General features: G+C 71.0%; 19 protein-coding genes. 6 read left to right on the forward strand and 13 right to left on the reverse strand.

Annotated elements, in window-relative coordinates; translation table 11 throughout:
- Nucleotides 1–169: 169 nt before the first annotated feature.
- Both EL493_RS33345 and ilvD read left to right on the forward strand, forming a co-directional pair.
- Complete coding sequence (locus EL493_RS33345; protein WP_198041093.1) at nt 170–901, forward strand: PH domain-containing protein; 732 nt, start codon at nt 170–172, stop codon at nt 899–901.
- A 297-nt stretch (nt 902–1,198) separates the two neighbouring features.
- Nucleotides 1,199–3,040 (forward strand): dihydroxy-acid dehydratase, encoded by a 1,842-nt coding sequence (gene ilvD / locus EL493_RS27125; RefSeq protein WP_019048317.1) that lies wholly within the window; start codon nt 1,199–1,201, stop codon nt 3,038–3,040.
- 205 nt (nt 3,041–3,245) lie between these two features.
- Here ilvD and EL493_RS27130 read toward each other — a convergent pair whose 3' ends face one another.
- Nucleotides 3,246–4,862, reverse strand: coding sequence for a DHA2 family efflux MFS transporter permease subunit (locus EL493_RS27130; protein WP_022565551.1), 1,617 nt, complete (start codon nt 4,860–4,862; stop codon nt 3,246–3,248).
- An 85-nt stretch (nt 4,863–4,947) separates the two neighbouring features.
- Between EL493_RS27130 and EL493_RS27135 the strand changes: the two genes are divergently transcribed.
- Nucleotides 4,948–5,445: a MarR family winged helix-turn-helix transcriptional regulator gene (locus tag EL493_RS27135; protein WP_019048319.1), complete on the forward strand. Its 498-nt coding sequence runs from the start codon at nt 4,948–4,950 to the stop codon at nt 5,443–5,445.
- On the opposite strand, the gene EL493_RS27140 is transcribed toward EL493_RS27135, so the two are convergent.
- Nucleotides 5,438–6,208 carry a DoxX family protein gene (locus tag EL493_RS27140; RefSeq protein ID WP_198041094.1) on the reverse strand — a complete coding sequence of 257 codons (771 nt, stop codon included), beginning with the start codon at nt 6,206–6,208 and terminating at the stop codon, nt 5,438–5,440. The genes EL493_RS27135 and EL493_RS27140 overlap by 8 nt on opposite strands.
- 171 nt (nt 6,209–6,379) lie before the next feature.
- Here EL493_RS27140 and EL493_RS27145 point away from each other — a divergent pair, with 171 nt between their 5' ends.
- Nucleotides 6,380–7,504 carry a PQQ-dependent sugar dehydrogenase gene (locus EL493_RS27145; protein ID WP_019048321.1) on the forward strand — a complete coding sequence of 375 codons (1,125 nt, stop codon included), beginning with the start codon at nt 6,380–6,382 and terminating at the stop codon, nt 7,502–7,504.
- A gap of 54 nt (nt 7,505–7,558) precedes the next feature.
- Here the strand turns inward: EL493_RS27145 and gatB are convergent, their stop codons facing one another.
- The 8 genes from gatB to EL493_RS33780 form a co-directional block, all read right to left on the reverse strand.
- Entirely contained in the window at nt 7,559–9,064 is a 1,506-nt protein-coding gene (gene gatB / locus EL493_RS27150; protein ID WP_022565549.1) for an Asp-tRNA(Asn)/Glu-tRNA(Gln) amidotransferase subunit GatB, read from the reverse strand.
- Between the two features lie 101 nt (nt 9,065–9,165).
- Entirely contained in the window at nt 9,166–10,539 is a 1,374-nt protein-coding gene (locus tag EL493_RS27155) for an alpha/beta hydrolase family protein (RefSeq protein ID WP_019048323.1), read from the reverse strand.
- A gap of 54 nt (nt 10,540–10,593) precedes the next feature.
- Nucleotides 10,594–11,628, reverse strand: coding sequence for an ATP-dependent 6-phosphofructokinase (locus tag EL493_RS27160; RefSeq protein ID WP_022565548.1), 1,035 nt, complete (start codon nt 11,626–11,628; stop codon nt 10,594–10,596).
- A 28-nt stretch (nt 11,629–11,656) separates the two neighbouring features.
- Nucleotides 11,657–12,547: a hypothetical protein gene (locus EL493_RS27165; RefSeq protein ID WP_019048325.1), complete on the reverse strand. Its 891-nt coding sequence runs from the start codon at nt 12,545–12,547 to the stop codon at nt 11,657–11,659.
- Between the two features lie 107 nt (nt 12,548–12,654).
- The gene (fdhD, locus tag EL493_RS27170; RefSeq protein ID WP_019048326.1) at nt 12,655–13,464 is read right to left on the reverse strand and encodes a formate dehydrogenase accessory sulfurtransferase FdhD; all 810 of its coding nucleotides are present in this window, start codon (nt 13,462–13,464) and stop codon (nt 12,655–12,657) included.
- A 37-nt stretch (nt 13,465–13,501) separates the two neighbouring features.
- The gene (locus EL493_RS27175) at nt 13,502–14,137 is read right to left on the reverse strand and encodes a DUF1345 domain-containing protein (protein ID WP_030203299.1); all 636 of its coding nucleotides are present in this window, start codon (nt 14,135–14,137) and stop codon (nt 13,502–13,504) included.
- A 48-nt stretch (nt 14,138–14,185) separates the two neighbouring features.
- A complete protein-coding gene (locus tag EL493_RS27180) occupies nt 14,186–15,118 on the reverse strand; it encodes a LysR family transcriptional regulator (protein WP_036836508.1) in 933 nt (310 codons plus the stop codon).
- The gene (locus tag EL493_RS33780; protein WP_019048329.1) at nt 15,115–16,335 is read right to left on the reverse strand and encodes an FUSC family protein; all 1,221 of its coding nucleotides are present in this window, start codon (nt 16,333–16,335) and stop codon (nt 15,115–15,117) included. The genes EL493_RS27180 and EL493_RS33780 overlap by 4 nt, the downstream gene beginning before the upstream one ends.
- 345 nt (nt 16,336–16,680) lie before the next feature.
- Between EL493_RS33780 and EL493_RS27190 the strand changes: the two genes are divergently transcribed.
- Together EL493_RS27190 and EL493_RS27195 are read left to right on the forward strand one after the other, a co-directional pair.
- The gene (locus tag EL493_RS27190; RefSeq protein ID WP_019048330.1) at nt 16,681–18,951 is read left to right on the forward strand and encodes an FdhF/YdeP family oxidoreductase; all 2,271 of its coding nucleotides are present in this window, start codon (nt 16,681–16,683) and stop codon (nt 18,949–18,951) included.
- A 16-nt stretch (nt 18,952–18,967) separates the two neighbouring features.
- Nucleotides 18,968–19,633 carry a hypothetical protein gene (locus EL493_RS27195; protein ID WP_019048331.1) on the forward strand — a complete coding sequence of 222 codons (666 nt, stop codon included), beginning with the start codon at nt 18,968–18,970 and terminating at the stop codon, nt 19,631–19,633.
- A 44-nt stretch (nt 19,634–19,677) separates the two neighbouring features.
- Here the strand turns inward: EL493_RS27195 and EL493_RS33930 are convergent, their stop codons facing one another.
- The 3 genes from EL493_RS33930 to EL493_RS27210 form a co-directional block, all read right to left on the reverse strand.
- On the reverse strand, nt 19,678–23,352 hold the full coding sequence (locus EL493_RS33930) for a serine/threonine-protein kinase (protein ID WP_019048332.1): 3,675 nt from the start codon (nt 23,350–23,352) through the stop codon (nt 19,678–19,680).
- Nucleotides 23,353–23,452: 100 nt separating this feature from the next.
- A complete protein-coding gene (locus EL493_RS27205; protein WP_019048333.1) occupies nt 23,453–24,142 on the reverse strand; it encodes a response regulator in 690 nt (229 codons plus the stop codon).
- Complete coding sequence (locus EL493_RS27210) at nt 24,139–25,461, reverse strand: sensor histidine kinase (protein WP_126405899.1); 1,323 nt, start codon at nt 25,459–25,461, stop codon at nt 24,139–24,141. Before EL493_RS27210 ends, EL493_RS27205 begins: the two co-directional genes overlap by 4 nt.
- Nucleotides 25,462–25,498: the final 37 nt, after the last annotated feature.

A 25,498-nucleotide genomic window follows, 5' to 3' on the forward strand; every position in this document is an offset into this window, starting at 1 on the left:
CAGGCTCAACGCTGGACGCGCCGGCCGAGTACGAGCAACTCGTTTCGATTCACGTGCACGACGTTAAGCGCGCGTGGACCGAAGAGTCAAACAGACTACTCTCGGCGTCCCATTATGTGGGACGTGAGTGGTTGCGTGGGTCCGTGTACCAGGATGCGAGGATAGGAGGGTGTCATCACCGCATCAGTCCGTGCCACCGGCTAAATCGTCCCACACCGCCGACGAGGGAACCGATACGGGTCGCTCCTCGCGACCCGGCGGTCTGCGCTCGGCGAGCCCGGGCAGGCTCGCGGCCATCGCCGCGGTGGTGCTCGCGTACCTGATCTTCGTCGTCGTCGGCACGGTGCAGGACTGGTCGCTGGGCCTGCGGATCGGGCTGATCGTGCCCACCGCGGTCGTCGTCTGGCTGCTGGTGCCGCGCAAGGCGAGCACCCCGACCCCGGGCGTGCATGTGATCGGCGTGCCGCGGCTGGCCTACATCGGCGTGCTGGTCCTGGCGTTCTGCGTGTTCTTCCCGTTCGTCGGGTGGCCCGCGGGACTGTGGTGGCTGCTGCTGCTCCCGCTCGTGGCGATCTGGTGGGTCGTGCGGACGCACACCACGATCTCCGACGCGGGACTGGACCTGAGCACGATGGTCGGCAAGAAGCACCTCGACTGGGCACAGGTCAAGGGCATCAGCATCCCCAAGCGCGGCGCCGTGAAGGCGCGGCTGGCCGACGACTCCGAGGTACGGCTGCCCGCGGTGGGTTACGACCGGCTGCGTGAGCTGATCGACGCCTCCGGCGGCCGCCTGCCCGACGTGTTCGCCGCCGCCGAGCAGGCGGAGGCCGAACGCGTCGCCGCCGAGCGGGCGGCCGAGGCGGAGAAGGCGAAGGCCGAGGAGCCCGACGCCGACGAGTGAGTTCGCTCGGTCACTGTGGGAATCGGCACGGTGCGGCGCGCGGTTGCACCGGTAAGCTGACGGCACCGGGCACCCCGCGCCGACGGCACCACCGCGGCGACATCCTCCGGAGCGACACTCCCGCCTCGAGCCCCGGTTCCGGCACTCCCTTGCACGCACCACCGGCGCGACGCGACCACCGCGCGCCGGAGTAACGTGCAGGCTTGCCGGACGCACCGCGCACTCGCCTTGTGCGGCGCAGGTCAGCCCCCTGCGCGCACGCTTGGACGCACCCAGCGACACTACGAGGACTCCCCCATGCCACCGCTCCGCTCACGCACCACCACCATCGGCCGCAACGCCGCGGGCGCCCGCTCGCTCTGGCGCGCCACCGGGATGACCGACTCCGACTTCGGCAAGCCGATCATCGCGATCGCGAACTCCTACACGCAGTTCGTGCCCGGTCACGTGCACCTCAAGAACATGGGCGACATCGTCGCCGAGGCCGTGCGCGCCGCCGGTGGCGTGCCGCGCGAGTTCCACACCATCGCCGTCGACGACGGCATCGCCATGGGCCACGGCGGCATGCTGTACTCGCTGCCCTCGCGCGAGATCATCGCCGACTCGGTCGAATACATGGCCAACGCGCACACCGCCGACGCGCTGGTGTGTATCTCCAACTGCGACAAGATCACTCCCGGCATGCTGAACGCCGCGATGCGGCTCAACATCCCGGCGGTGTTCGTCTCCGGCGGGCCGATGGAAGCCGGTAAGGCCGTGGTCGTCGACGGTGTCGCGCACGCGCCGCTGGACCTGGTGCACGCGATCTCGGCGAGCGCGAACCAGGCCGTGTCCGAGGAGGGCCTCGACGAGGTCGAGCGCTCGGCCTGCCCCACCTGTGGTTCGTGTTCGGGCATGTTCACCGCCAACTCGATGAACTGCCTCACCGAGGCGCTGGGCCTGGCGCTGCCGGGCAACGGCTCCACGCTGGCCACCCACTCCGCCCGCCGCGCGCTGTTCGAGCGGGCGGGCCGGGTGATCGTCGACATCGCCAACCGCTGGTACCGCGAGGACGACGCCTCGGTGCTGCCGCGGAACGTGGCCAATGTCAAGGCCTTCCGCAACGCGATGGCCCTGGACGTGGCCATGGGCGGGTCCACCAACACCGTGCTGCACACCCTCGCCGCCGCGCAGGAGGGCGAGATCGACTTCGACCTGAGCACCATCGACGAGATCTCGCGCAAGGTGCCCTGCCTGTCGAAGGTCTCGCCGAACTCCGACTACCACATGGAGGACGTGCACCGGGCCGGCGGCATCCCCGCGATCCTGGGTGAGCTGCGCCGCGGCGGCCTGCTCGAGACCGACGTGACCACCGTGCACACCGCGAGCTTCGAGGAGTACCTCGACACCTGGGACATCCGCTCCGGCAAGGCCTCCGACGAGGCGTTCGAGCTGTTCCACGCCGCGCCCGGCGGCGTGCGCACCGTCGAGCCGTTCTCCACCAGCAACCGCTGGTCCTCGCTGGACACCGACGCCGCGGGCGGCTGCATCCGCGACGTCGAGCACGCCTACACCGTCGAGGGTGGGCTGTGCGTGCTGCGCGGCAACATCTCCCCGGACGGCGCGATCCTCAAGACCGCGGGCATCGACGAGGACCTGTTCACCTTCGAGGGCCCGGCCGTGGTGGTCGAGTCCCAGGAGGAGGCGGTCTCGATGATCCTGGGCAAGAAGATCCAGGCCGGCGACGTGATCGTGGTCCGCTACGAGGGCCCCTCCGGCGGCCCCGGCATGCAGGAGATGCTGCACCCCACCGCGTTCCTGAAGGGCGCGGGCCTGGGCAAGGTGTGCGCGCTGATCACCGACGGCCGCTTCTCGGGTGGCACCTCGGGCCTGTCGATCGGCCACATCTCCCCCGAGGCCGCCCAGGGCGGCGTGATCGGCCTGATCGAGAACGGCGACCGCGTCCGCATCGACGTGCACACCCGCGCGCTCGAGGTCCTGGTCTCCGACGAGGTCCTGGCCGAGCGCCGCGCCAAGATGGACGCCTCGGAGCGCCCGTGGCAGCCGGTGGACCGCGTCCGCCCGGTGACCACGGCGCTGCGCGCCTACGCCGCCCTGGCGACGTCGGCCGACAAGGGCGCCGTCCGCAAGGTGCCCTGAGCGCCCGGCTCGAAACTGAGGCGAGATACGAGTGCGCCGCCGGTCGTCGATGCGACCGGCGGCGTTCTCGTCGGTGGGCTCAGCCGATTCCCCGTGGGTTACCCGTGTTCTCGCGAGTTCGAGCGGCGGTTTCGCCGTCGGATGTCGGTGCGGCGGGGCGGACCTGATCCTCGGTGCGGACGCCACCGCCCTCGCGATGCCGTCTTCACACGAGCGCGGGTTGTGTTGTCGGCGTAGCGGACTCGTCGCCGGTGCGCGCGGGGATGAGGGCGGTGGCGATCAACCCGAGCAGGACGAAGCCCGCGGCCAGGTAGCCGCCCAGGGTGATGCCGTCGGTCATCGCCGTGCGGCCTGCCTCGGCGATCTCGCGCGTCTCCGGTCGGTCGGCGAAGCCTTCGATCGCCGCGCCCGCGCTGCTGGTGACGGCGTGCGCGTACTGCTGCGCCTGGGCCGGGGGCAGGCCCGCGGCGGTGAGGTCGTCGTCGACCTGCGCGCTCAGCGTGGTGAAGAACACGGTGGTGAGCACCGCGATGCCGAGCGCGGAACCGAGCTGGCGGAAGGCGCTCTGGATGCCGGAGGCCTGGCCGTTGTCGTTCTCGGGGATCTCGGCCAGCACCACATTGGTGACCTGGGCCGTCGCGAAGCCGACGCCGATGCCGTACACGCACAGGATCAGCGAGATCGCCCACCAGGAACTGTCGGTGGCGGCGAAGAAGGCGAGCGCGGCCAGGCCGACGACCTCGAGCGCGAGGCCGAGCCGGACCATGTTCAGCGGTGACGCCTTGCCCGCCATGCCGAAGCTGGCGCCGCTGGCGAGGAAACTGCCGATGGCGATCGGCACCAGCGCCAGCCCGGCCTGCACGGCACTGTAGCCGAGGGTGAACTGCAGCCACAGCGGCAGGACCGCGACGATGCCGAACTCGCCGAGCCCGATGATCAGCGTGGCGATATTGCCGTTGCGGAACGAGGCCAACCGGAACAGGCTCAGATCCATCAGCGCCTTGTCGGCGTCGGGACCGCGGCGCAGCAGCACCTGGCGCACCACGAAACCGGCCAGCGCGAGCACGCTCAGCACCAGCGCGATCAGCACCGGCGACGGCCCGGCGCCCCAGGTGAAACCGCCGATCCCCAGCGGATGCACGGTGCTGATCCAGCCGTAGGTGCGGCCTTCGACCAGGCCGAAGGCGAGCAGCCCGAGACCGAGCACCGACAGGATCGCGCCCAGCACGTCGAGTCGCCCCGCGACCTTCGGGGAGGGCGCGATGCAGGCCAGCACGCCGATCACGATCAGCACCGCCAGCGGCACATTGATGCCGAACGCCCAGCGCCACGACACGTGTTCGGCCAGCCAGCCGCCGAGCAGCGGACCGAGCGCGGCGGCGGCGCCGATCGTCGAGCCCCACACCGCGAACGCCTGACCCCGGGCTTTACCGGTGAAGGTGGCATTGAGCAGGGCCAGCGAGGTCGGCAGGATCATCGCGGCGCCCGCGCCCTGCAGGAACCGGGCGACGATCACCAGCCCGCCGCCGGGGGCGAGCCCGGCCAGGACGCTGGTCGCGCCGAACACGACCACACCGGCGACGAACACCCTGCGCGCCCCGACGATGTCGGCGATGCGCCCGACCACCAGCAGCAGCGCCGCGAACACGATCGCGTAGGACTCCTGAATCCATTGCGCCTCGGTCGAACCCGTCGCCAGGTCTTCGATGATCGACGGGATGATCACGTTCACGATCGTGGTGTCGACCACGATCAGCGCGACGCCGAGGGCGATGGCGATCAAGCCGAGCCATCGGCGGATGGACGACGACTCTTGACTCATCGCATCTCCTATTTCCATGGTGGAATATTTCCATGGTCAAAGTAGATTGCGGGCAATAGGATGTCAACCGATGCGAAAGGAACCCATGACTCCCTCGGACGCCGGTGCGCGGTATCAACGGATCCACGAGGGCCTGCGCGCCTACGGCGCGAACTACCGCGAATTCACCCATCGATTCGCGGCATGGCTCGGGTTGCACTCCACCGACGCCGAGGCGCTGATCGAGATCCTCACCGCGGAGGAACGCGGCGGAACCCTCTCACCCGCGCGGCTGAGCGAGCGCATCTCGTTGTCCAACAGCGCGACCACCGCACTGCTGAACCGGCTCGAGAAGGCCGGTCACATCGTCCGCAGCCGCGAGCACGACGACCGGCGCATCGTCACCCTGCGCAGCACTCCCCGCATCCACGACCTGGCCGACGACTTCTTCGGGCCACTCGGGGTGAAGGTGGAGGAGACGGTGATGGGGAGATACTCCCCCGCCGAGCTGCGGCGGTTCGAGGAATTCCTGGCCGATGTGCGGATCACCATGACCGCCCACCTGGCCGAACCCGCACCGCCGCAGCCCTCCGGCCTCAGTTGAACGGGCCGATGCCCGTCAGTGGGTTGCCACCGTGCAGGAAGAGGTAGCTGGCGATCGCGGCGGCGATGGCGAGCAGGACGACGGTGAAGGAGCCGTAGGCCGGGCGGGTGGCCCAGCCGCGGGCGCGGTCGAAGGACCAGCGGCCGGGGCCGGTGAGGATGATCGCCAGGGACGCGCCGGCCAGGATCGTGTCGAGTTCGACACCGGTCGGAGTGCCCGCGTTGTACTGGAAACCGGCGATCATGCCCTGCTTCCACATCCACGCGGTAAGGATCGTGGCGAGCACGGCGCCCGCGGCGAGCGGGGTGGCCAGGCCGAGGACGAGCAGGATGCCGCCGCCGAGTTCACCGGCGATGACCAGCGCGGTCGACAGCGACGGGTAGTCCCAGCCGCCGGTCTCCATCATCTGCTTGGTGCCGTCCAGGCCGGGGCCGTGGAACCAGCCGGTCAGCTTCTGCAGGCCGTGGTAGATGAAGGTGTAGCCGACCACCAGGCGCAGCACGAACAGGCCGAGGTCGAGGGTGCCGCGGCGCGGCTCCCGGTTGCGGCGCTGCAGCCGGACCGTGCCCGCCGACGCGGCGGCCGCGGGCGGGATGGACGCGTAGCCGTAGCCGTCGTCGCCACCGCCCGCCGCCTGCGCGGCGCCCGCGGTGGGGACCTCGTCGCCGGGGTCGAGCCCGAGGTCCTCGTCGGTGCGCGGAATGTCCTTGTGCAGATCCGGTTTCGGCATCTGCGTGGTCGGCGAATCGTACGGGCTGGTCACCGGGCGACCCGCCGACGACGCAGCCGGTCCGGTCGAGGCCGGCCCATCGGCGTTCGGAATGTCATTCGACTTGTCGGTCACCGCCTCACCCTATGACGTGCCGACTCGGTGCGCCGGTCTTCCCCGGAACAGGCGTGTCCGCCCCATCCGGCTGCCGGTAACGTCTGTGCCATGAGTTCGGTATTCGCGGGCCGCGTGGCACTCGGGGTGGCACTGGGCACCGTCCTGCTCGCCGGATGCGCCCGTTTCGACGAGTCGGCATCGAGCCCGTTCACCACCGAGCCCTCGCTGGGCGGGTCCAACGCCGAGCCCAGGAAACCGCAGGAGCCGCCGTCCCAGGCGCCGCGGCCGACCGGCCCGTGCATCGACCCCGACCCGAACGTCATCGCCACCTGCCTGGATTCGGCCGCCGGGCTGATCCCGATCGGCGACGGCGCGCTGGTGGCCGAGCGGCGCACCGGCCGCATCCTGCAGGTCACTCCGGTCGACGCGAGTACCCCGCAGGAGCCACCGGTGGAGGTCGCGAGCGTGCCGGTCGACGGTTCCGGCGACGGCGGCATCTCCGACATCGTGCTCTCCCCCACCTTCGGCGAGGACGGGCTGATGTACGCCTACATCACCACCGGCAGCGACAACCGGGTGGTGCGGCTGTCCCGCAACGGCGGCGCGCCCAAGGAGATCCTCACCGGAATCCCGAAGGGCGGCACCGGCAATCGCGGCGCCATCGAATGGGCGACGCCGACCCGGCTGATGGTGCTCACCGGCGACGCCGGAAACCCGGGCGCCGCGGCCGATCCCGGCTCGCTCGGCGGCAAGCTGTTGCGCCTGGAGAACCCGTCATCGGGGACGAACACCCCGCAGGTGGTGGCCTCGGGCCTGGGCACCGCGGGCGATCTGTGCCGCGACGGCAAGAACGGCATGTGGGTCACCGACCGCACCGCCGCCGAGGACCGGCTCCAGCACCTGAGCACCGAGAACGCCCTCACCGTCGCCTGGACCTGGCCCGACCGGCCCGGCGTCGGCGGCTGCACGGCCACCGGCGACGGTGTCGCCGTGGCCCTGTCGGAGGGCAAGGCGCTGGCCGCGGTCGCCGCCGACGCCAACACCTGGGCCGTCACCACCGCGCCCACCCTGATCGCCCAGGACAAGTACGGCAAGCTGCTCGGCGCCGCGGCGGGCTCCGACGGCAGCGTCTGGGTGACCACCGTCAACAAGACCGACGGCACCCCGGGCGAATTCGACGACCGCGTGGTCCGCATCCCGCCCCCGCAGGGCGGAGCGGGCGGCCCCGACTAGGCCGACGGCAACGGCCCCACCGGATTCCGGTTGGGGCCGTTGCCGTATCAGTGCTTACGCGCAGGCGGCGAGAACGAGCTCGCGGACCTTGGCGGCGTCGGCCTGGCCACGGGTGGCCTTCATGACGTCGCCGACGATCTTGCCCGCGGCCTGCACCTTGCCGGAGCGGATCTTCTCGGCGATGTCGGGGTTGGCGGCGAGCGCCTTGTCCACCTCGGCCTGCAGGGCGGAGTCGTCGCTGACCATGCCCAGGCCCTTGGCCTCGACGATCGCGGCGGGCTCGCCCTCACCGGCGAGGACGAAGTCGACGACCTGCTTGGCCACCTTGTTGTTCACCGTCTTGGCCTCGACCAGCGCGATCACCGCGGCCACCTGGGCGGGGGTGATCGGCAGGTCGGCGAGGGCGACCTCGCGCTCCTTGGCCTTCTCGGTCAGGTAGGCGACCCACCACGAGCGGGCCTCGTTGGCGGGGGCGCCCGCGTCGACGGTGGCGATGATCAGGTCCAGCGCGCCCGCGTTGACCAGGTCGCGCATGACCTCGTCGGACAGCCCCCAGTCGGCCTGGATGCGGGCCCGCACCAGCCACGGGTACTCGGGGATGGTGGCGCGCAGTTCCTCGATCCGCTCGGCCGCCGGGGCGACGGGCTCGAGGTCGGGCTCCGGGAAGTAGCGGTAGTCCTCGGCGGTCTCCTTGCGGCGACCGGCGGAGGTGGACCCGTCGGCTTCGTTGAAGTGCCGGGTCTCCTGGACGATCTCGCCGCCCTCGGTGAGCACGGCGGCCTGGCGGCGCATCTCGTAGCGCACCGCGACCTCGACGCTCTTGAGCGAGTTCACGTTCTTGGTCTCGGTGCGGGTACCGAATTCCTTCGCGCCCACCGGCATCAGCGAAACGTTGGCGTCGCAGCGCAGCGAGCCCTGCTCCATCTTCACGTCGGAGACGTTGAGCGAGCGCAGCACCTCGCGCAGCGCGGTGACATAGGCGCGGGCCACCTCGGGCGCGCGCGCACCGGCGCCGGTGATCGGCTTGGTGACGATCTCGATCAGCGGCACGCCGGCGCGGTTGAAGTCGAGCAGCGAGTGGCTGGCGCCGTGGATCCGGCCGGTCGCGCCACCCACGTGCAGCGACTTGCCCGTGTCTTCCTCCATGTGGGCGCGCTCGATGTCGACCCGGAAGGTGGAGCCGTCGTCGAGGACCACGTCGAGGTAGCCCTCGGTGGCGATCGGCTCGTCGTACTGGCTGATCTGGTAGTTCTTCGGCTGGTCCGGGTAGAAGTAGTTCTTGCGCGCGAACCGGCCCCACGGGGTGATCGAACAGTTCAGCGCGAGGCCGATCCGGATGGCCGACTCGACGGCCTGCTCGTTGACCACCGGCAGCGAGCCGGGCAGGCCGAGGCACACCGGGCACACCTGGGTGTTGGGTTCGGCGCCGAACTCGGTGGGGCAACCGCAGAACATCTTGGTCGCCGTGGACAACTCGACGTGGACCTCCATGCCGAGCACCGGCTCGTACCGGGAGATGACATCGGCGTAGTCCATCAACTCGACCGTGGGTGCGCTCATGCCTGCGCCTCGCTGACGCTCGGCTCCGGCATGACCGCACGGGCGGCTGCGCCCTTTGTTCGCTCGCTGCGCTCGCTCATAGCTACCCATCTTAGGAAGCTCTACCGGGGCGGGACGCGCTGGGTGAGCCAGTCGGTGACGTAGGTGAGCACCGCCGGGTCGATGGTGGTCTCGATGGTGGCGTATTCGCTGGGCTTGCCGGTGTCGGTGGGCTGCATCAGGTGGTTGACGCCGGGAAAGGTGTGCACGGTCGGGTCGGGGGCGCCGGCCAGGTTCGCCCGCATGGGCGGCTCGTTCTGGGTGGCGGGCACCTGCTGGTCCTTGTCGCCGAAGAAGGCGAGCACCGGGATCCGCAGTGCCTCCAGCGCGGGCTTCGGGTCGTAGGTGATGAACGAGGTCATGTACGGGGTGTTGAAGGAGTCGACGGCCTCCTGCGGCGCCCGGTCGGCCTCGGGCAGCGAGTCGTTGTGCTGCTGGGCGAAGGTCGCGGCGCCCTCGATGTCGCCCGCGCGCAGCAGGTTCGACCACTGGGTGACGTAGGCGACCTGCTCGTCGATCTTGTCCTGCGGTTCGCCCGCCGCCGCCATGATGACCTTGTTCTGTTCGATCAGCACGTCCGCGCCGATCACCGACGGACCCGCCATGAGCACCGCGAACGCGACATTGCTGTCGGGCCGGGCGGCCACCAGCGGCGCGAGGTACCCGCCCTCGCTGTGCCCGAACAGCCCGACCCGGGCCGGGTCGATCTCGGGCCGGGCGCGCAGGAAGGCCACGCCCGCGGCCGCGTCGTCGGCGAGGACGGGGTAGGTGGCCTCGTCCAGGTCGCCGCCGGTGCCGCCGACACCGCGGTCGTCGGTGCGCAGCACCGCGTAGCCGGCCCGGGTGAAGGTGTCGGCCAGCAGCTGGAAGGGGCGGTGGCCCATCAGCTCCTCGTTGCGGTCCTGCGGGCCGCTGCCGGTGATCAGCAGCATGGCCGGGAACGGGCCGGTACCTTCGGGTTCGGTGAGGGTGCCGGCGATGGTGATGTCACCGCTGCGGTAGGTGACGTCCTCGCTGCGATACGGGTACGGCGGTGTCGGGTCCTGGGGCCGGGCCACACCCTCGACGGGACCGCGGCTCAGGACCAGCGGCAGGCTCTGCCCGGACTGCACCCAGTCGCCGGTGATCCGCTCGCCGTCGAGCTTGCCGCGGAAGCCCGGGTCGCCCGGCGCGTCGGGAATGGTGAACTCGACCCGGTCCGGTTCGGTGCGCACGTCTTCCAGCGGCGCCGCGCGCACCCCCTGCACCGGGATGTCGATGGTGGCCGAGCCGTCCTCGGCGAAGGTCACCCCCACCGCGATCGGCTGATCCGGGACCGCGATGTCGCCGTGCCACGGCCCCCGCACGGCCGAATCCGTCTCCTCGTCCGAGGAACACCCCGTCACCAGCGCGGCGACGACGAACAGAACCGAAACGATCACTCGACCGGTGCGCATACGGCAACGGTACCGACGCGCACCGCCGAAGCCGGGGACCCCGCGCGGACCGGCTCAGCCGAAGAAGGCCTGCGCCTCGCCGAGCCGTTCGGGCGGGACGCGCTTGAGCTGTTTGGTGGCCTCCGAGAGCGGGACGAGCCCGATGGTGGTGCCGTGCAGCGCCACCATCTGCCCGAAGTGGCCCGCGTGCACGGCCTCGGCGGCGTGCACGCCGAACCGGGTGGCCAGGATCCGGTCGTAGGGGGTGGGGCTGCCGCCGCGCTGGATGTGGCCGAGCACGGTGGTGCGGACCTCCTTGCCGATGCGGCGTTCGATCTCGGCGCCCAGCTGCTGGGCCACCCCGGTGAACCGCTCGTGGCCGAACTCGTCGATACCGCCCTCACGCAGCGCGAACCCGGAATCGGGTGCGGGATGGGCGCCTTCGGCCACCACGCAGATGAAATGCTTGTCGCCGCGCTGGAACCGGCTCTTGATCATCGCGCACACCTCGGCGACGTCGAACGGCTCCTCGGGCACCAGGGTGAGGTGGGCGCCCGCGGCGATGCCGGAGTTGAGCGCGATCCAGCCCGCGTGCCTGCCCATCACCTCCACCAGCATGACGCGCTGGTGGGATTCGGCGGTGGTGTGTAGCCGGTCGATGGCCTCGGTGGCGATCGAGAGGGCGGTGTCGTGGCCGAAGGTGACATCGGTGCAGTCGATGTCGTTGTCGATGGTCTTGGGGACGCCGACCACCGGCACCCCTTCGTCGGAGAGCCAGCTGGCGGCGGTGAGGGTGCCTTCGCCGCCGATCGGGATCAGCGCTTCGATGCCGTTGTCGTCGAGGGTCTGCTTGATCCGGCCCAGCCCCGCGCGCAGCACGTCGGGATTGGTGCGCGCGGTGCCGAGCATGGTGCCGCCCTTGGTGAGCAGCCGGTCGGTGCGGTCGTCGTTGTGGATGCGGATCTTGCGGTCTTCCAATAGGCCGCGCCAACCGTCCTCGAACCCGACGATCGCGTCGCCGTAGCGGCCGTTCGCGGTGCGGACCACCGCCCGGATCACCGCGTTCAGCCCTGGACAGTCTCCGCCTCCGGTCAAGACTCCGATGCGCATGGCGTTCATCTTGCCGCACCGGGGCTGATCAGGCGCAGTGACCTCCGGCGAGGTCGCCCAGGTGACCGGAGAGCAGGGTCGCCAGCTTGTCGAGCATGCTCATGCCGTCGTTGAACGCGCCCGAATCCGGTTGCGCCGCCAGGGCCACCGCGATCCGGCCGGAGGGCGAATCGATGAGCCCGAACTGGCGGACCAGGTACTTCCCGGACGGATCGGGACCCCAGCCGCCCTTGAACTCGGCGCTGCCGAACGCGCCCAGACCCCAGCGGTGACTCGGGACGATCTGCTGCATGAGCCCGACGACGCGCTGGCTCTGCGGGATGCAGGGCAGGTGCGCGGCGAAGCGGACCTGGTCGGCCAGCGTCCATTCGGCCTGCCCGTAGATCGAGGCGTCGGCGCGGGTGCGCTGGCTGGGCACGGTGGTGACGGTGTCACCGCCCTCCCGCAGCACGTTCTGGACGGCCGTGGCCGCGGCACCACCCGAGCCGAGCGACTGCCACAGCGTGTCCGCGGCGCCGTTGTCGGAGGCGGTGATGGCCGCGCTCGCCGTGGTGCTGTAGGCGGCGTTGTTGCGCAGGGCCGCGATGGCCAGCGGCACCTTGATCGTGGACCAGGCCGGGCCGGAGGTCCAGGTTCCGAAGGTGACCATCTTGTCGCCGCCGACCGGCATGACCGCCAGCCCCACGGTGCCGCGGAAACCCTGCTGTAGCGCGGCGAAGTCGCCGGCCAGACTGCCGGGCACCGCGATCGAGACGTTGCCCGCTTCCCCGCCGGGATCCACGACCGCGGCGGTGGTCGTCGTCGCGGGCGGCGTCGCGGACTTCGGCTCGGCGCCACAGCCGGCGACGAGCAGCACGACCACGCCGAGCAGCAACGCGGTGAGTGCCGCGGGGACGCGGCGCCGATCTTTCGTCATCATGTGAAGCATCTTCGTTTCTAAACTCCCCCCGGGCTTCGATGCCGGGGTAGCGATCCCGACACCGTACTGGGCAGTATGGCCGAACGCACAGTTCGACCGCGAAACGCTCAGGTCAGACGGTGTTCACCGGAATAGATATTCATCGTTTCGCCGCGCAGGAACCCCACCAGGGTCAGCTCCGACTCCGCCGCCAGATCGACGGCCAGCGCGCTCGGCGCCGACACCGCGGCCAGGATCGGGATGCCCGCCATCACCGCCTTCTGCGCGAGCTCGAAGGAGGCGCGACTGCTCACCACCAGGATCAGGTCGCGGCCGGGAATCCGGTTCTCCAGCACCGCCCAGCCGATCACCTTGTCGACGGCGTTGTGCCTGCCGATGTCCTCCCGCAGCGCGAGCAGAGTGCCGTCGGCGGTGAACAGGCCCGCCGCGTGCAGCCCGCCGGTGGCGTCGAAGACCTTCTGCCCGGCGCGCAGCTGCGCGGGCAGGCCCGACAGCACCTCGATCGGGACCGGCGCGGTGTCGTGCGGGATCGGATAGCGGGTGTGCGTGCGCACCTCGTCGAGCGCGGACTTGCCGCACAGCCCGCAGGCGCCGGTGGTCAGGAAGTTGCGGGTGTGCACCGGAACCGGGGTGCGCAGCCGCAGATCGAGCACGTTGTAGGTGTTGTGGCCCTCGCTGTCGGTGCCCGCGCAGTAGCGGGCGGTGACCACGTCCTCGGCCGAGCCGATGAGTCCCTCGCCGAACAGGAACCCGTGCACCAGGTCGATGTCGTTGCCGGGGGTGCGCATGGTGACGGTGAGCGACTGCCCGTCGACGCGGATCTCGAGCGGTTCCTCCACGGCCAGGGTGTCCGGGCGCTGGATCCGGCCCGTCGGGGTCAGCCGGGTGGTCTTGCGCCGCGCGGTGACTCTGCTCATCTGGTGGTGCCCCTCGGTCGTGGTGCGGTGGCCTCGCTCAACCGCCGGCGATGCCGACGACCAGGTTGATCGTGGTCGCCAGGATGACCGTGCCGAAAGCGTAGGACAGCAGGCAGTGCCGCAGCGCGATGGCCCGCACCACCGGACTGGCGACGCTGGTGTCGGAGACCTGGTACGTCATCCCGAGGTTGTAGCTGAAGTAGAGGAAGTCGCGGTAGGCGGGCGGGATCTCGGAGTTGAAATCGATACCGCCCGTGGGCTTCTCGTAGTAGTGGAAGGCATAGCGCGCGGCGTACATCAGGTGCACCGCGCCCCACGAGGCGAACACCCCGGCCAGCGCGGTCGCCGCGGCGACGTGTCCCTCCGCCGATTTGCCGAGCACCAGGATCATCACGATGCCGACCAGGCCGCCCGCCGCCGAGGCGACCACCGCCAGCTCCTCGAGGAACGGCTGGAAGTCCTCCCGGTTCACGTTCGCCCTGGTCTGCTCGGCGTCCATGGGCCACAGCACCAGCCAGCCCGTGATGACGAAGAAGGTCGCCATGACCGTGATGCCGACCAGCGCGCCGAGTGCGACGTGCCCGGTCGCGCCGACGAGCATCGCCACCAGCGCACCGGCCAGGACTGATCCGACCAGGCGGCGCACCGCCGACAGCACGAACCGATTCCGCATGTCCGCCGACACTACTCAGCGCGAGTGCCCGTTCCGCCGATTTCGCGCTCACTCGTCGCGCCGCATCGCCGCACGTCGCAGCGTGTCGTCGAGTCCGGCCGTGCGCGCGGTCTCGACGAGCGCCGTGGTCAGCACCGAGCCCGGTTCGACGGCCGGGGTGACCAGCACGATGCCCGCGGTGACGGCGGGGTCGTCGAGCCGCAGCACCCGCACGCCCGCGGGCGGCGGGAAGATCGACAGCCACGGCTGCGGCAGCACGCAGGCCCAGCGGCCGGTGCTCACGTGCGCGAGCAGCGCGACCACCGAGTCGGTCTCCACCCGTGGCGCCGGGACCAGGCCGCGCGGCACCAGGGCGTCATCGATCAGGTCGCGCCCGCGCATGCCTTTGTGCAGCAGGCACATCGGCAGCTCGAGCGCCTCGGACCAGGTGATCGTCCCGGACCGGCCCGCCAGCAGGTCGGTGCCCGCGAGCAGGACCTGGCGTTCGTCGTAGAGCGGGGTGCGGGTCAGGCCCGCGGTGTCGACGCCGTCGCCGTAGACGATGCCGGCGTCGAGTTCGAACCGGCGGATCCGCTCGACGATGGTCCCGGAGCGCAGACTGGTCTCGAGCTGGATCCGCACCAGCGGATGCGCGGTGCAGAAGGGGTCGGTGAGCAGGGCGACGGTGCCGGACGCGGCCGGGATCACCCCGATCCGCAGCGCGCCGGTGAGGCCGGTCCGCAACGCGTGTACCTCGTGCGCGAGCGAGTCACGGTCGGCCAGAATCCGCCTGGCCCACAACACGAGCCGCTCCCCCTCCGGGGTGAGTCCCTCGAAGGTTCGCCCGCGCTGGACCAGCGGCACTCCCAGTTCCCGTTCGAGTTTGCGTATCGCCTCGGACAGGGCCGGCTGGGAGACGTAACAGGCCGCGGCCGCGCGGGCGAAGTGCCGTTCGCGGGCGAGGGCGACGAAGTACTCGAGTTGACGGAACACCCAGCTCAGTCGTCCTCGGCGTCGGCTGCCTTGTTGCGGGCCCTGGCGATCTCGAGCGCCCGTTCGGCGGTGGCCTGGTCCGGGTAGGGACCCATCCGGTCGCCGTACCAGCAGGTCTTGCCCTGTTCGGCCTTATGGTGCTTGATGCAGTAGTACCACTGGTTGTCGTCAGCCATGTCGCCAGTATGCATCGGTTCGCATACCTGCGCCGCGAAGCCGGCGGCGGGTTCGCGGATCAGTAGCGCGACAGCGATTCCCACCGCGGCGCCGATCACGGTGTCGACCGCGCGGTCGGTGAGCAGGGTGCGCGGATCGGCCGGATCGGCCAATTCGGTCATCGCCATGATCAGCGGGGTGAAGAAGCCGAGCGCGACGGCGTAGTGGCGGGCCATGAACAGCTCGGTCGGATACAGCAGCGCGATGATCGCCAGGGCCAGCACGGTCGGGCTCGGTCCGGGCAGCAACAGCGGGGCGGTGACGATCAGGCCGAGGAAGGTGCCGAGGACCCGGTGCACGCCGCGGCTGATCCGGCCGCGCGCGTCGGCCGCGGCCAGCGGCACCGCCGCGCCCGCCATCGCCCAGTTCGCGTGACCGACACCGAGCAGCAGCCCGATGCCACCCGCCAGCGAGATCGCCAGCGCGTAGCGGCCCGCCTGCACCGTCGACACCCGGCCGACGCGGTGCGGCGGGATCGGCAGGCGCGGCGCGCACGCCCGGTCGCGACGCTCGCGCCGGGTGGAGTCCAGGTAGCCGACCAGCACGCACAGCGCCGCGGTGAGCGCGCAGACCAGCCAGGCCGCACCGGGATCGGGTACCCGCCCCGCCACCATCGCGACGGCGCCGAAGGCGAAGATGCCGAAGAACGGGCCCTCCGGCCGCAGCCCGAGGCGGTCGGTCACCGGCGAGGCGACCGCGGCGTACGCCGCCACCGACCCGACCAGCACCGCGGGCGGGGCGTGCAGCCGGGCGAGCAGGATGCCCGCGCCGACCCCGCCGATCAACAGGATCGCGGCTTCGCTCTGGTGGATCAGCCGTTGCCGGCTCGACTCGGCGAAGCCGTACATCCCCGTGAAGGACCCGAACACCGCGTAGATCAGCAGGTCCGTGCGGCCGGCGGCGATGAGCAGCAGCCCGGGTACCGCCAGTCCGGCGAACACCCTGGCGGCGGGCAGATGGTCGATCTCGGTGGTCAGCCGCCGGATCGACGGGCGCTCCAGGGTCGACATACCGCGCAACAGGGTTTTCCTCCGACGTCTCGCGCCCGGGAACATCACCGGGCCGGGAGTCATCGTTCCCGGCCGCCCACGCGCGGGTCAAACCGCCCGAATGCGGGTCAGCGCCGGTTTTCGGCCCGCCACCGGCGGTGATAACCGCGGCCTGTCGACGGTGCGGAAGTTCGTCTTGGACGCCGCGGCGCCACCAGGCGGACACTCGGACGCGCGGGCCGGCACCCGCGACACGCGCGTTGTCGGCGGGCCGCGACCCGTCCTACGCCCGTCCGTGACCTCGGCGGTAGAGAATCCCAAGCGGGCACCGACAGGCTTCGTACTTCTCGGCGAAGGGAACATGGCATGGCTGACGGTCCGCACACCCCGAAGGTGAAGCCCTACCACCATCCCGCCGCGGGCTGGGGCGCCGCGCTGGCCGTCGGCAAGTTCATGGTGCTGAAGGAACACGAGCCGCTCATCGGCAGCAGAGCCATCCTGAAGATGAACCATCCGAAGCACGGGTTCGACTGTCCCGGCTGCGCGTGGCCCGACGCCACCGACGGCCTGGTGCTCGACGTCTGCGAGAACGGCATCAAGCACGTCACCTGGGAGATGACCCACAAGCGGTGCACCCCCGAGTTCTTCGCCGCGCACACCGTCGCCGAGCTGGCCACCTGGAGCGACTTCGACCTGGAGGACCAGGGCAGGCTCACCCACCCGATGGTCTACGACGCCGAGACCGACCACTACGTGCCGATCAGCTGGCCGGACGCGTTCGAGATGATCGGCACGGCGCTGCGCGAGTTGCCCGACCCGCATCTGGCCTCCTTCTACACCTCCGGCCGGCTCGGCAACGAAGCCACGTTCCTGTACCAGCTGATGGTGCGCGAGTTCGGCACCAACAACCTGCCCGACTGTTCCAACATGTGTCACGAGGCCAGCGGGCGCGCGCTGCAGGCCGCACTGGGCACCGGCAAGGGCACCTGCGACATCGAGGACTGGGACAAGGCCGACGCGCTGTTCGTGATGGGCATCAACGCCGCCTCCAACGCACCGCGCATGCTCACCGCCCTGGCCGAGGCGTACAAGCGCGGCGCACAGATCGTGCACGTGAACCCGTTGATCGAGGCGGGCGCGCGCAACACGATCATCCCGCACGACTTCACCGCCATGGCCACCTTCCACCCCACCAGGACCGGCACCCTCAATCTGCAGGTCCGCATCGGCGGCGACTTCGCGCTGATGCGCGGCATCGCCAAACATGTGCTGGAGGAAGCCGAGACCGACCCCAAGGCCCTCGACCGCGAGTTCATCGAGCGCTACACCGTCGGCTTCGACGACTACGTGCGCGAGGTGAAGGACACCACCTGGGCCGAGATCCAGCGGCAGTCGGGACTGAGCGAGAGCGACATCCGCAAGGCCGCGGGGATCTACTGCGACTCCGACCGCACCGTGATCAGCTGGTGCCTGGGCATCACCCAGCACGAGCACGGCGTGGACACCATCCGCGAGATCGTCAACGTGCTGCTCATGCGCGGCAATCTCGGCCGCGAGGGCGCCGGTCCGTCCCCGGTGCGCGGGCACAGCAACGTCCAGGGCAACCGCACCTGCGGCATCGACAACAAGCCGAGCCCGGAGTTCCTGGACCGCCTGGCGCAGGTCTGCAAGATCGAGCCGCCGCGCGCGAACGGCTACGACGTGGTCTCGACGATCCAGGCCATGCAGGCGGGCAAGCTGGAGTTCTTCCTCGGCATGGGCGGCAATTTCGTGGCCGCCGCACCCGACGCCGCCTACACCTTCGCGGCGTACCGCAAGTGCGGGTTCACCGTGAATGTGAGCACCAAGCTCAATCGCAGCCATGTCGTGCACGGCAAGCGGGCGCTGATCCTGCCGTGCATCGGCCGCACCGAACGCGACGAGCAGCGCGGCGGGCCGCAGATCACCTCGATGGAGAACGGGATGGCGGTGGTGCACATGTCGCGGGGCATGAAGAAACCCGCGTCCCCGCATCTGCTGTCCGAACCCGCGATCCTGGCCGGCATCGCGAAAGCCGCACTGCCGCAGACCAGGACGCCGTGGGAGTACTACATCGAGGACTACGACCGCATCCGCGACGTGATGGCGAAAGTCCTGCCCGGGTTCGAGGACTACAACCGCCGGGTCCGGCTGCCGCTGGGCTTCCGGATCCGACAGCCCGCGCGCGAACTGATCTTCCTCACCCCGTCGGGCAAGGCCGAATTCGCCACGGTGACCCTCCCCGACACCGTCAACCCACCCGGCGTACTCACCCTGGCCACCCAGCGCTCCCACGATCAGTGGAACACCAGCGTCTACTCCGACAGCGACCGCTATCGCGGGGTGAAGAATCTGCGCACGCTGATCTTCATGAACACCGAGGACATGCGCGAACGCGGGCTGGCCGAGTTCGACGAGGTCGACATCACCAGCACCGCCCGCGACGGGTCCACCCGGTCGCTGCACCGGTACACGGTGGTGCCCTACGACATCCCGCCGGGCTGCGCGGCCGGCTACATGCCGGAGATGAACGTGCTGTGCGCGATCGGCGACTTCAGCACCGAAAGCGATCAGCCGCTCATGAAGAGCGTGAAAGTCACTGTCACACGGTCGAATTGATGCCGAGGAGCACACTGTGAACGCGCATACCCGCAAGACGCTGGCGGCGATCACCGGGCATCCGGCGCCCCGCGACCTCGAGTGGTCCCGGTTCGTGACCCTCTGGCAGGACCTGGCCGACGAGGTGGAACAGGAATCCGGGGACCGGCTGGCGGTCCGGCTGAACGGGCACCGCGAGGTGTTCCACCGGCCACACGACGGGCGCGTCTCCGTCGGCAACATCGAGCAGGCGCGCAAGCTGCTGGCCGATCATCCGGAACTGCAGGGCACCGGATCGCTGTTCGCGGTCGCCATGGACGCCGAACGTGCCCGCATCCTGGACTTCGATCTCGCGGCCACCGGGGTACAGGACACCGAACGCGACGTCCGCAATCCCGACCCCGCCGCCCGGCACCTGCGCACGGTCGAACGGCACACCGGGCACGACGACCACCAGGTGTACCTGCGCTATTTCGACGAGCTCGCCGCCGCGCTGATCGAGGAGATCGGTGCGCAGCGCTTCGTCGTCCTCGGGCACGGCACCGGGAAGTCCGATGTCGCCGAGGATTTCGTGCTGCGGTTGCAGGAGAAGGACCACGCGCTGGCCGACCGGATCGCCGGGGTGGGCGTGCTCGACCTCAGCGCCGCCGGCGACGCGGACATCGAGGCCGCGGCCCAGCGGGTCATCCGGCAGTCGCAGTAGGCGCACCGGCCGCGGGCTCCCCCGGAATCCGCGGCCGGGTACGGTCAGTACACGTAGACCACGGCGTTCTCGCCGCCGGTGCAGGTGACGAGCTTGCCCTCGGGGGCGCAGTTCATCGTGTAGGTGCGGCCGGTCACCGGGGACGTCGCCACCACCGGACGCGGCGCCGTGCTCGTGCCGCCGCTCGCGTAGGCGGCGCGGACCGCCTCGGCGAAACCGCAGCTGGTGACCGTGCTGCCCACCGCAGACTTGGCGAAAGCACCGGTGGCGCCTGCGGATTCGCACGGCTGGGCACCCGCGGGCAGCGACACCGGACCGGCCGAGGTGGTCGGGGCCGCGGTCGTCGCGCGCGGGGCGGTCGTCGGCGCCGCGCCGCCGGAGCCGGTGGGCACCACCGCGGAGGTCGCCGCGGCGGTCTGCTCGGAATCCGCCGACGACATCAGCCGCCAGCCGATCGCGCCGCCGATGGCGAGGACCACCACGGCCAGCACGCCGACCAGCGCCGGGAGCAGGAAGGAGCGACGGGGCCGCGAATCCTGATGCTGCCAAGCCGGATCGGCGTAGGCCGGATCGGGGCCGTAGGGGTCCTGCGCGTAGGCCGGGTCGCGGTAGGCGTGATCGCCGTAGGCGGCATTCGGGTCGTCGTACTGGGAGTACGCCCCCGGATCGTCGAACCGGTCGCCCGCGGGCGCCATGTGCGCGGGGAACGGCGCGGCGCCACCCCGGTACTGCCGCGTGGCCTGCGCCCGTTGCGGATCCGGCTCGCCCGGGTAGTGCTGGGTCGGCGCGGACCGCTGCGGATCGGCCACGGGGTCGTACTGCTCGGTGGGCGGACCGAACAGTCCATCCGGCTTCCCGCTCCCGTACATCTGGGTCGCGGCCGCCCGCTGCGGATCGCTGCCCGCCGGGTCGTACTGCTCGGTCGGCGGACCGAACTGCGCCTCCGGCCCACCGCGATACACCTGGGTCGCCGCGGCCCGCTGCGCCTTCCCGACCTGCTCGGTCGGCGCCGCGAACCGGTCATCGTCGTCGAACCGATCGGAGGTCGCCTGTTCGCCACTGAACATCTGCGTCGCAGCGGAATTCGGCCCGTCGAAGTCGTCGGAGGACGCCCGTTCACTACTGAACATCTGCGTCGCAGCCGAGTTCGGCCCGTCGAAGCCGTCGGCGGGACCGCCGAGGCGAGGAACCGGGCCCGACCGCGCACCGTCGAACTTCTGGGTCGCCGCCGACCGGGCGGCGGGATCGTTCGACTGATTCCCGGAACCCGATGCGGCGCTGCCGAATCGCGGGTTCGGGCCGGCGTGGATGCCGTCGGACCCGAACGGGGATGGACCCGTCCCGTCTCCGAAACCTCCGGCGGGAGAGGGGAACCGGGGATCGGAGCCCGCCTCGGCATCCCCGAACCATTGCCGCGCATCGGAATCACTCGACGCATCACCGAAACTGTCCGGCGCGGAGCCGAATCGGCCGTCCGGGCTCGCGGAATCGCCACCGAACTGCGAGGTGGGAGCCGAGTAGGAGTTCGGCTCGGAGAAGGACGCGGGATCCTCCACGCCATCGAACCGCTGCGTGGGCGCACCCCTGAGCGGCACCGGACCGGATCCGCCATGGCCGGACTGAAACACGTCGGCCGACTCACCGGCAAAATGCGGTGCACCGCCGAACGGGCTCGAGTTGGACGGGCCATGACCAGTCGGGTCCTGATCCGCCGGATCACCGCCGAAACGCTGCGTGGGTGCACCACGAAGCGGCACCGGGCCGGACGCGCCGGGGCCGGGCGGGGAGACGTCAGCGGGGTCACCGCCGAAACGCTGCGTGGGTGCACCACGAAGCGGCACCGGGCCGGACGCACCGGACAGGGGCACGCCGGCCGGATCACCCGCGAAACGCTGCGTGGGCGCACCGCCGAACGGGACCGGGCCGGAGGCACCGGGGCCGGCTGGGGACATGTCAGCCGGATCACCCGCGAAGCGCTGGGTGGGGGCGCCGCGCTGGGGGATCGGGCCGGATGGGGGGTCCAGGCGGGGCGGGGTGTGGCCGGGGTCGGGGGCGAATCCGGTCGGGGCCGGGAAAGGGGGTTGCGGCGACGAGGGCGCGCCCGGGGTGGCGTTGTCGTAGAGGTGCGCGTCGGGGAACGGGCGCATTTTCGGCAGGCCCTGGTCGGGGGTGTAGGCCGGCGGGGGTTCGGGGGCCGGGGGTGCGTCCGCGGACGGGAGAGGGGTGAAATGTGTGTCGGCGGCGCGGATCTCGGCGGGGCCGGTCGGCTGGATCACGGCGGGGATGGAGACCTCGCCGGTGCCCTCGACCGGAACCCGGTGGAAGCCCGCGGTTTCGGGTGCGCCCGCGGCGGCGGGCGGACGGATGATCAGCGTCGGCTGGGCGCCGGTCGCGGTGGTCTGGCTGCGGGAGGTCTCGATGCCGCCGGTCGCGGTCACCGCGCCGACGACCCGGAACTCCCCGGTCGGCGTCGGCGCCTGCTCCGGCGCGTCCTCGCCGGGAACCTTGCGTCCCCCGGTCGTCGCCCCGGCGGGCGTGTTCCGCGCCGGATCGGCACCCCGCGCACCGCCACGCGCCGGACCACCGGGCGCGGCACGCAGGGTCTCCCCCGCGTCGCGACCCGGGCCGGCCGGCCGCGAACCGGGCGCGCTCGCCTTGCCGCCCGGAACACCACCGGGCCCGGAAACCACACCACCGGCAACAGGAATCGCGCCGGACGTAGCGGGCCCACGACCACCCACCGGCCCGGACGCGGAACCGCCCGCGACAGGAATCGGACCGGACGTAGCGGGCCCACGACCACTGACCGGCGCGGATACGACACCGCCGGTGACAGGTACCGCACCCGGGGCGCTGAACGGCGTGCCCGCGGGCCCGTACCCGACCGGCCCGGACACCGCACCGCCGGTCCCGGCGGCCCGCATCGGCGGAGCGTCCTGGACGGCCGCGGCCAGCGCCTGGCGCGCCGCCACCGCCAACGCCCCCGCGCTGGCGAACCGCTCGGCGGGATCCTTGGCCATGCCACGGGCGATGACCTCGTCGAGGGTCACCGGCAGCCCGGGCGTGACCTCGCTGGGTCGCGGCGGGATCTCGGACAGGTGCGCGCGCACCAGCACGCTCATGCTGGCGGCCGGGAACGGCGATGCGCCGGTGAGGCATTCGTGCAGGACACAGGCCAGCGAGTACACGTCGGCACGGTTCGAGATGGGGCCGACGTCGAATCGTTCCGGCGCCATATAGATGTAGGAGCCCATCGCCATGCCCGCCTGGGTCACCGCGCTGTCGCCCTCGGTGTGGGCGATGCCGAAGTCGGCGAGGTAGGCGAAGTCGGCGGGCGTCACCAGGATGTTGGCGGGCTTCACGTCGCGGTGCACCAGCCCACCGGCGTGCGCGGCGTCGAGGGCGGCGGCGATCTGCTCCACCACCGCGACGGCGCGATCGGGACTCAGCGGCCCGCCCGCCTGCAGCACGGTGCGCAGATCGGTGCCGGGGACCAGGCGCATGTCGATGAACAGCACCCCGTCGATGACACCCCAGTCGTGGATCGGGATGACGTGCGGCTCGGCCAGCTTCGCGGCGGCCTGCGACTCGCGCCGGAACCGGACCTGATAGGCCGGGTCCTGCGCCAGTTCCGGTGCCAGCAACTTCAGGGCGACCACACGGTCCTTGCCGGTGTCGTAGGCCTCGTAGACCTCGCCCATCCCGCCCTTGCCCAGCATCGACCGCAACTCGTACGGGCCGAACCTGCTCCCCGTCCGTGACCCAGGTGCCTGCACCAGCGTCCGCCTCCCACTTCTCGCATGCCCGAAGACCTGCTCGTCAGAAGGAGGATTCTCCCGGTGCCACCACGCCGTGGTCAAACGCGAACACGATCGCGGCCGCGCGATCACGCAGGTCCAGCTTGCCGAATATATGCCCTACGTGGCTTTTCACGGTGACTTCCGAGATACCGAGCTCGGCGGCGATCTCGCTGTTGACCCGGCCGCGACCGATCAGCTCGAGCACTTCGTATTCGCGGGCGGTGAGATCGGCGAGCCGGCGATCGTTGCGGGTCCCGCTCGGTTTCACCGTCCGGTACGCGGTGAGTACGCGCCCGGTCACCGACGGGTCGAGCCAGGCGCCGCCGGCGGCGACCGTGCGCACCGCGCGGATCAGGTCCTCGGCGGGCGAGTCCTTGAGCAGGAAGCCCGCGGCGCCGGCGCGCAGGGCACCGGAGAGCAACTGGTCGTCGTCGAAGGTGGTGAGGACCAGGACCGGCGGGGCGTCGGGCCGGGCGCGCAGCAACCGTGTCGCATCGATGCCGCCGACGCGCTTCATCCGCAGGTCCATCAGGACCACGTCGGGCCGGTCGGCGGCGACCGCGGCCACCACCTCGTCGCCGTCGGTGCATTCGCCGACGACGAATCCGTCGCGACGGCGCAGGATCCGGCGCAGGCCGCCGCGAACCAGTTCCTGGTCGTCGACGACGAGCACGGTGACCGGATTGTCGATCGGCGCGGCGGCCGTCACAGGTCCTCCTGGGGCTTCTTGAGCAGACCGGGCAGTATGGCGGTGATGGTCGAGCAGGCGCTGGACTTGAGCGGGAACCGGGCCCGCACCGTCCAGCCGTCGTCGGCGGCGCCCGCGCTGATCGTCCCGCCGAGCAGCTCGGTCCGTTTCCGCATGCCGCGCAGGCCCATGCCGGTGTCGCGGCGCGCGGGTGGCCCGGCCGGCATCTCGTTGATCACGACGAGCGTGGCCGCCTCGGCGGTGACGTCGAGGCGCACCGTCGCGGGACGGCCGGGCGCGTGCTTGGCGACATTGGCCAGCGACTCCTGCCCGATCCGGTACAACGCGTGCCCCACGGTGCCCTCGACACCGGCGAGGTCGCCGGTGCGCGCGTACTCGACCGTGAGGCCGGCGCGGCGGAAGTCGCCGACGAGTTCGTCGAGGTCGGCGGCACTGGGTTCGGGGGTGCGCAGGGCGGGACTGGTGTCGAGCATGCCGACGGTGCGGCGGATGTCGGCCATGGCCTGCCTGCCGAGCCGTTCGGCGTCGACGAGGGCTTCGACCGCCTCGGTGACGTCCTCGTCGGTCTGCAGCGCGCGGCGGGCCGCGGTCAGGTGCAGCAGGGTGATCGAGAGCGAATGCGCGATCACGTCGTGCACCTCGCGCGCGATCCGGCGCCGTTCCTCGTCGGCCGCGTGACCGGCGCGGATGGCCTGGTTCTCACGTTCCTGATAGAGGAAGCGCCGCTGGTACTGCAGCAACACCCCGACGAAGACGCCGAGAATGATGCCGAGCGCGTACATCGGCAGGCCCTGCAGCCGCTGCCCGGTGGCACCCCAGTGCAGGTGGCCCGCCAGGTCGAAGGCGACCAGTTCGAGGATCGCGAGCAACGCGAATCCGACGGTCAGCCCGCGGGACGCGACCGCCGCCACCTCACCCGCGACGATCACCAGCACGAACGGCGCGAAATCGGCCTCCACCGGCTGCACCAGGAACAGCGCGCACGACAGCAGCGCCGAGCCCTTCAGCAGCACCGGATGCGGTTTCACCCCGAAGATCGCGAACAGCGGGATGGGCAGGAAGGCGGTGGCCATCGCCACCAGGGGCAGCGGGCTGGGGAAGTAGGCGTGTCGCTGGAGCACGGCCGCGCCGGTGATGAGCAGCAGGGCCAGGTCGGCGCCGATGATCACAGCGGGCGGGTAGTCGTAGGGCAGCGCCTCGATGCGTTCACGCACCGTGTCCAGCGCCCGCCGCATCCCGGCTCGCGGCCGGTCGGCGAGCCGCCGCCAGCGGCTGTGCCGATCCGCTGGGTGCGCGGGCAGGGCGTGACTCACCTCCATGAGGTAAGGCTAGCCGCCGGGCATACGGCCCGTCATC

This window comes from Nocardia asteroides (assembly GCF_900637185.1).
Taxonomy (GTDB): domain Bacteria; phylum Actinomycetota; class Actinomycetes; order Mycobacteriales; family Mycobacteriaceae; genus Nocardia; species Nocardia asteroides.

Coding starts and splice junctions, on each gene's coding strand:
- EL493_RS27165 (WP_019048325.1), bottom strand. CDS start 12,547: ATGATGACGAAAGATCGGCGCCGCGTCCCCGCGGCACTCACCGCGTTG.
- fdhD (WP_019048326.1), bottom strand. CDS start 13,464: ATGAGCAGAGTCACCGCGCGGCGCAAGACCACCCGGCTGACCCCGACG.
- ilvD (WP_019048317.1), top strand. CDS start 1,199: ATGCCACCGCTCCGCTCACGCACCACCACCATCGGCCGCAACGCCGCG.
- EL493_RS27190 (WP_019048330.1), top strand. CDS start 16,681: ATGGCTGACGGTCCGCACACCCCGAAGGTGAAGCCCTACCACCATCCC.
- EL493_RS27160 (WP_022565548.1), bottom strand. CDS start 11,628: ATGCGCATCGGAGTCTTGACCGGAGGCGGAGACTGTCCAGGGCTGAAC.
- EL493_RS27130 (WP_022565551.1), bottom strand. CDS start 4,862: ATGAGTCAAGAGTCGTCGTCCATCCGCCGATGGCTCGGCTTGATCGCC.
- EL493_RS33780 (WP_019048329.1), bottom strand. CDS start 16,335: ATGTCGACCCTGGAGCGCCCGTCGATCCGGCGGCTGACCACCGAGATC.
- gatB (WP_022565549.1), bottom strand. CDS start 9,064: ATGAGCGCACCCACGGTCGAGTTGATGGACTACGCCGATGTCATCTCC.
- EL493_RS27145 (WP_019048321.1), top strand. CDS start 6,380: ATGAGTTCGGTATTCGCGGGCCGCGTGGCACTCGGGGTGGCACTGGGC.
- EL493_RS27155 (WP_019048323.1), bottom strand. CDS start 10,539: ATGCGCACCGGTCGAGTGATCGTTTCGGTTCTGTTCGTCGTCGCCGCG.
- EL493_RS33930 (WP_019048332.1), bottom strand. CDS start 23,352: ATGCTGGGCAAGGGCGGGATGGGCGAGGTCTACGAGGCCTACGACACC.
- EL493_RS27210 (WP_126405899.1), bottom strand. CDS start 25,461: ATGGAGGTGAGTCACGCCCTGCCCGCGCACCCAGCGGATCGGCACAGC.
- EL493_RS27135 (WP_019048319.1), top strand. CDS start 4,948: ATGACTCCCTCGGACGCCGGTGCGCGGTATCAACGGATCCACGAGGGC.
- EL493_RS27175 (WP_030203299.1), bottom strand. CDS start 14,137: ATGCGGAATCGGTTCGTGCTGTCGGCGGTGCGCCGCCTGGTCGGATCA.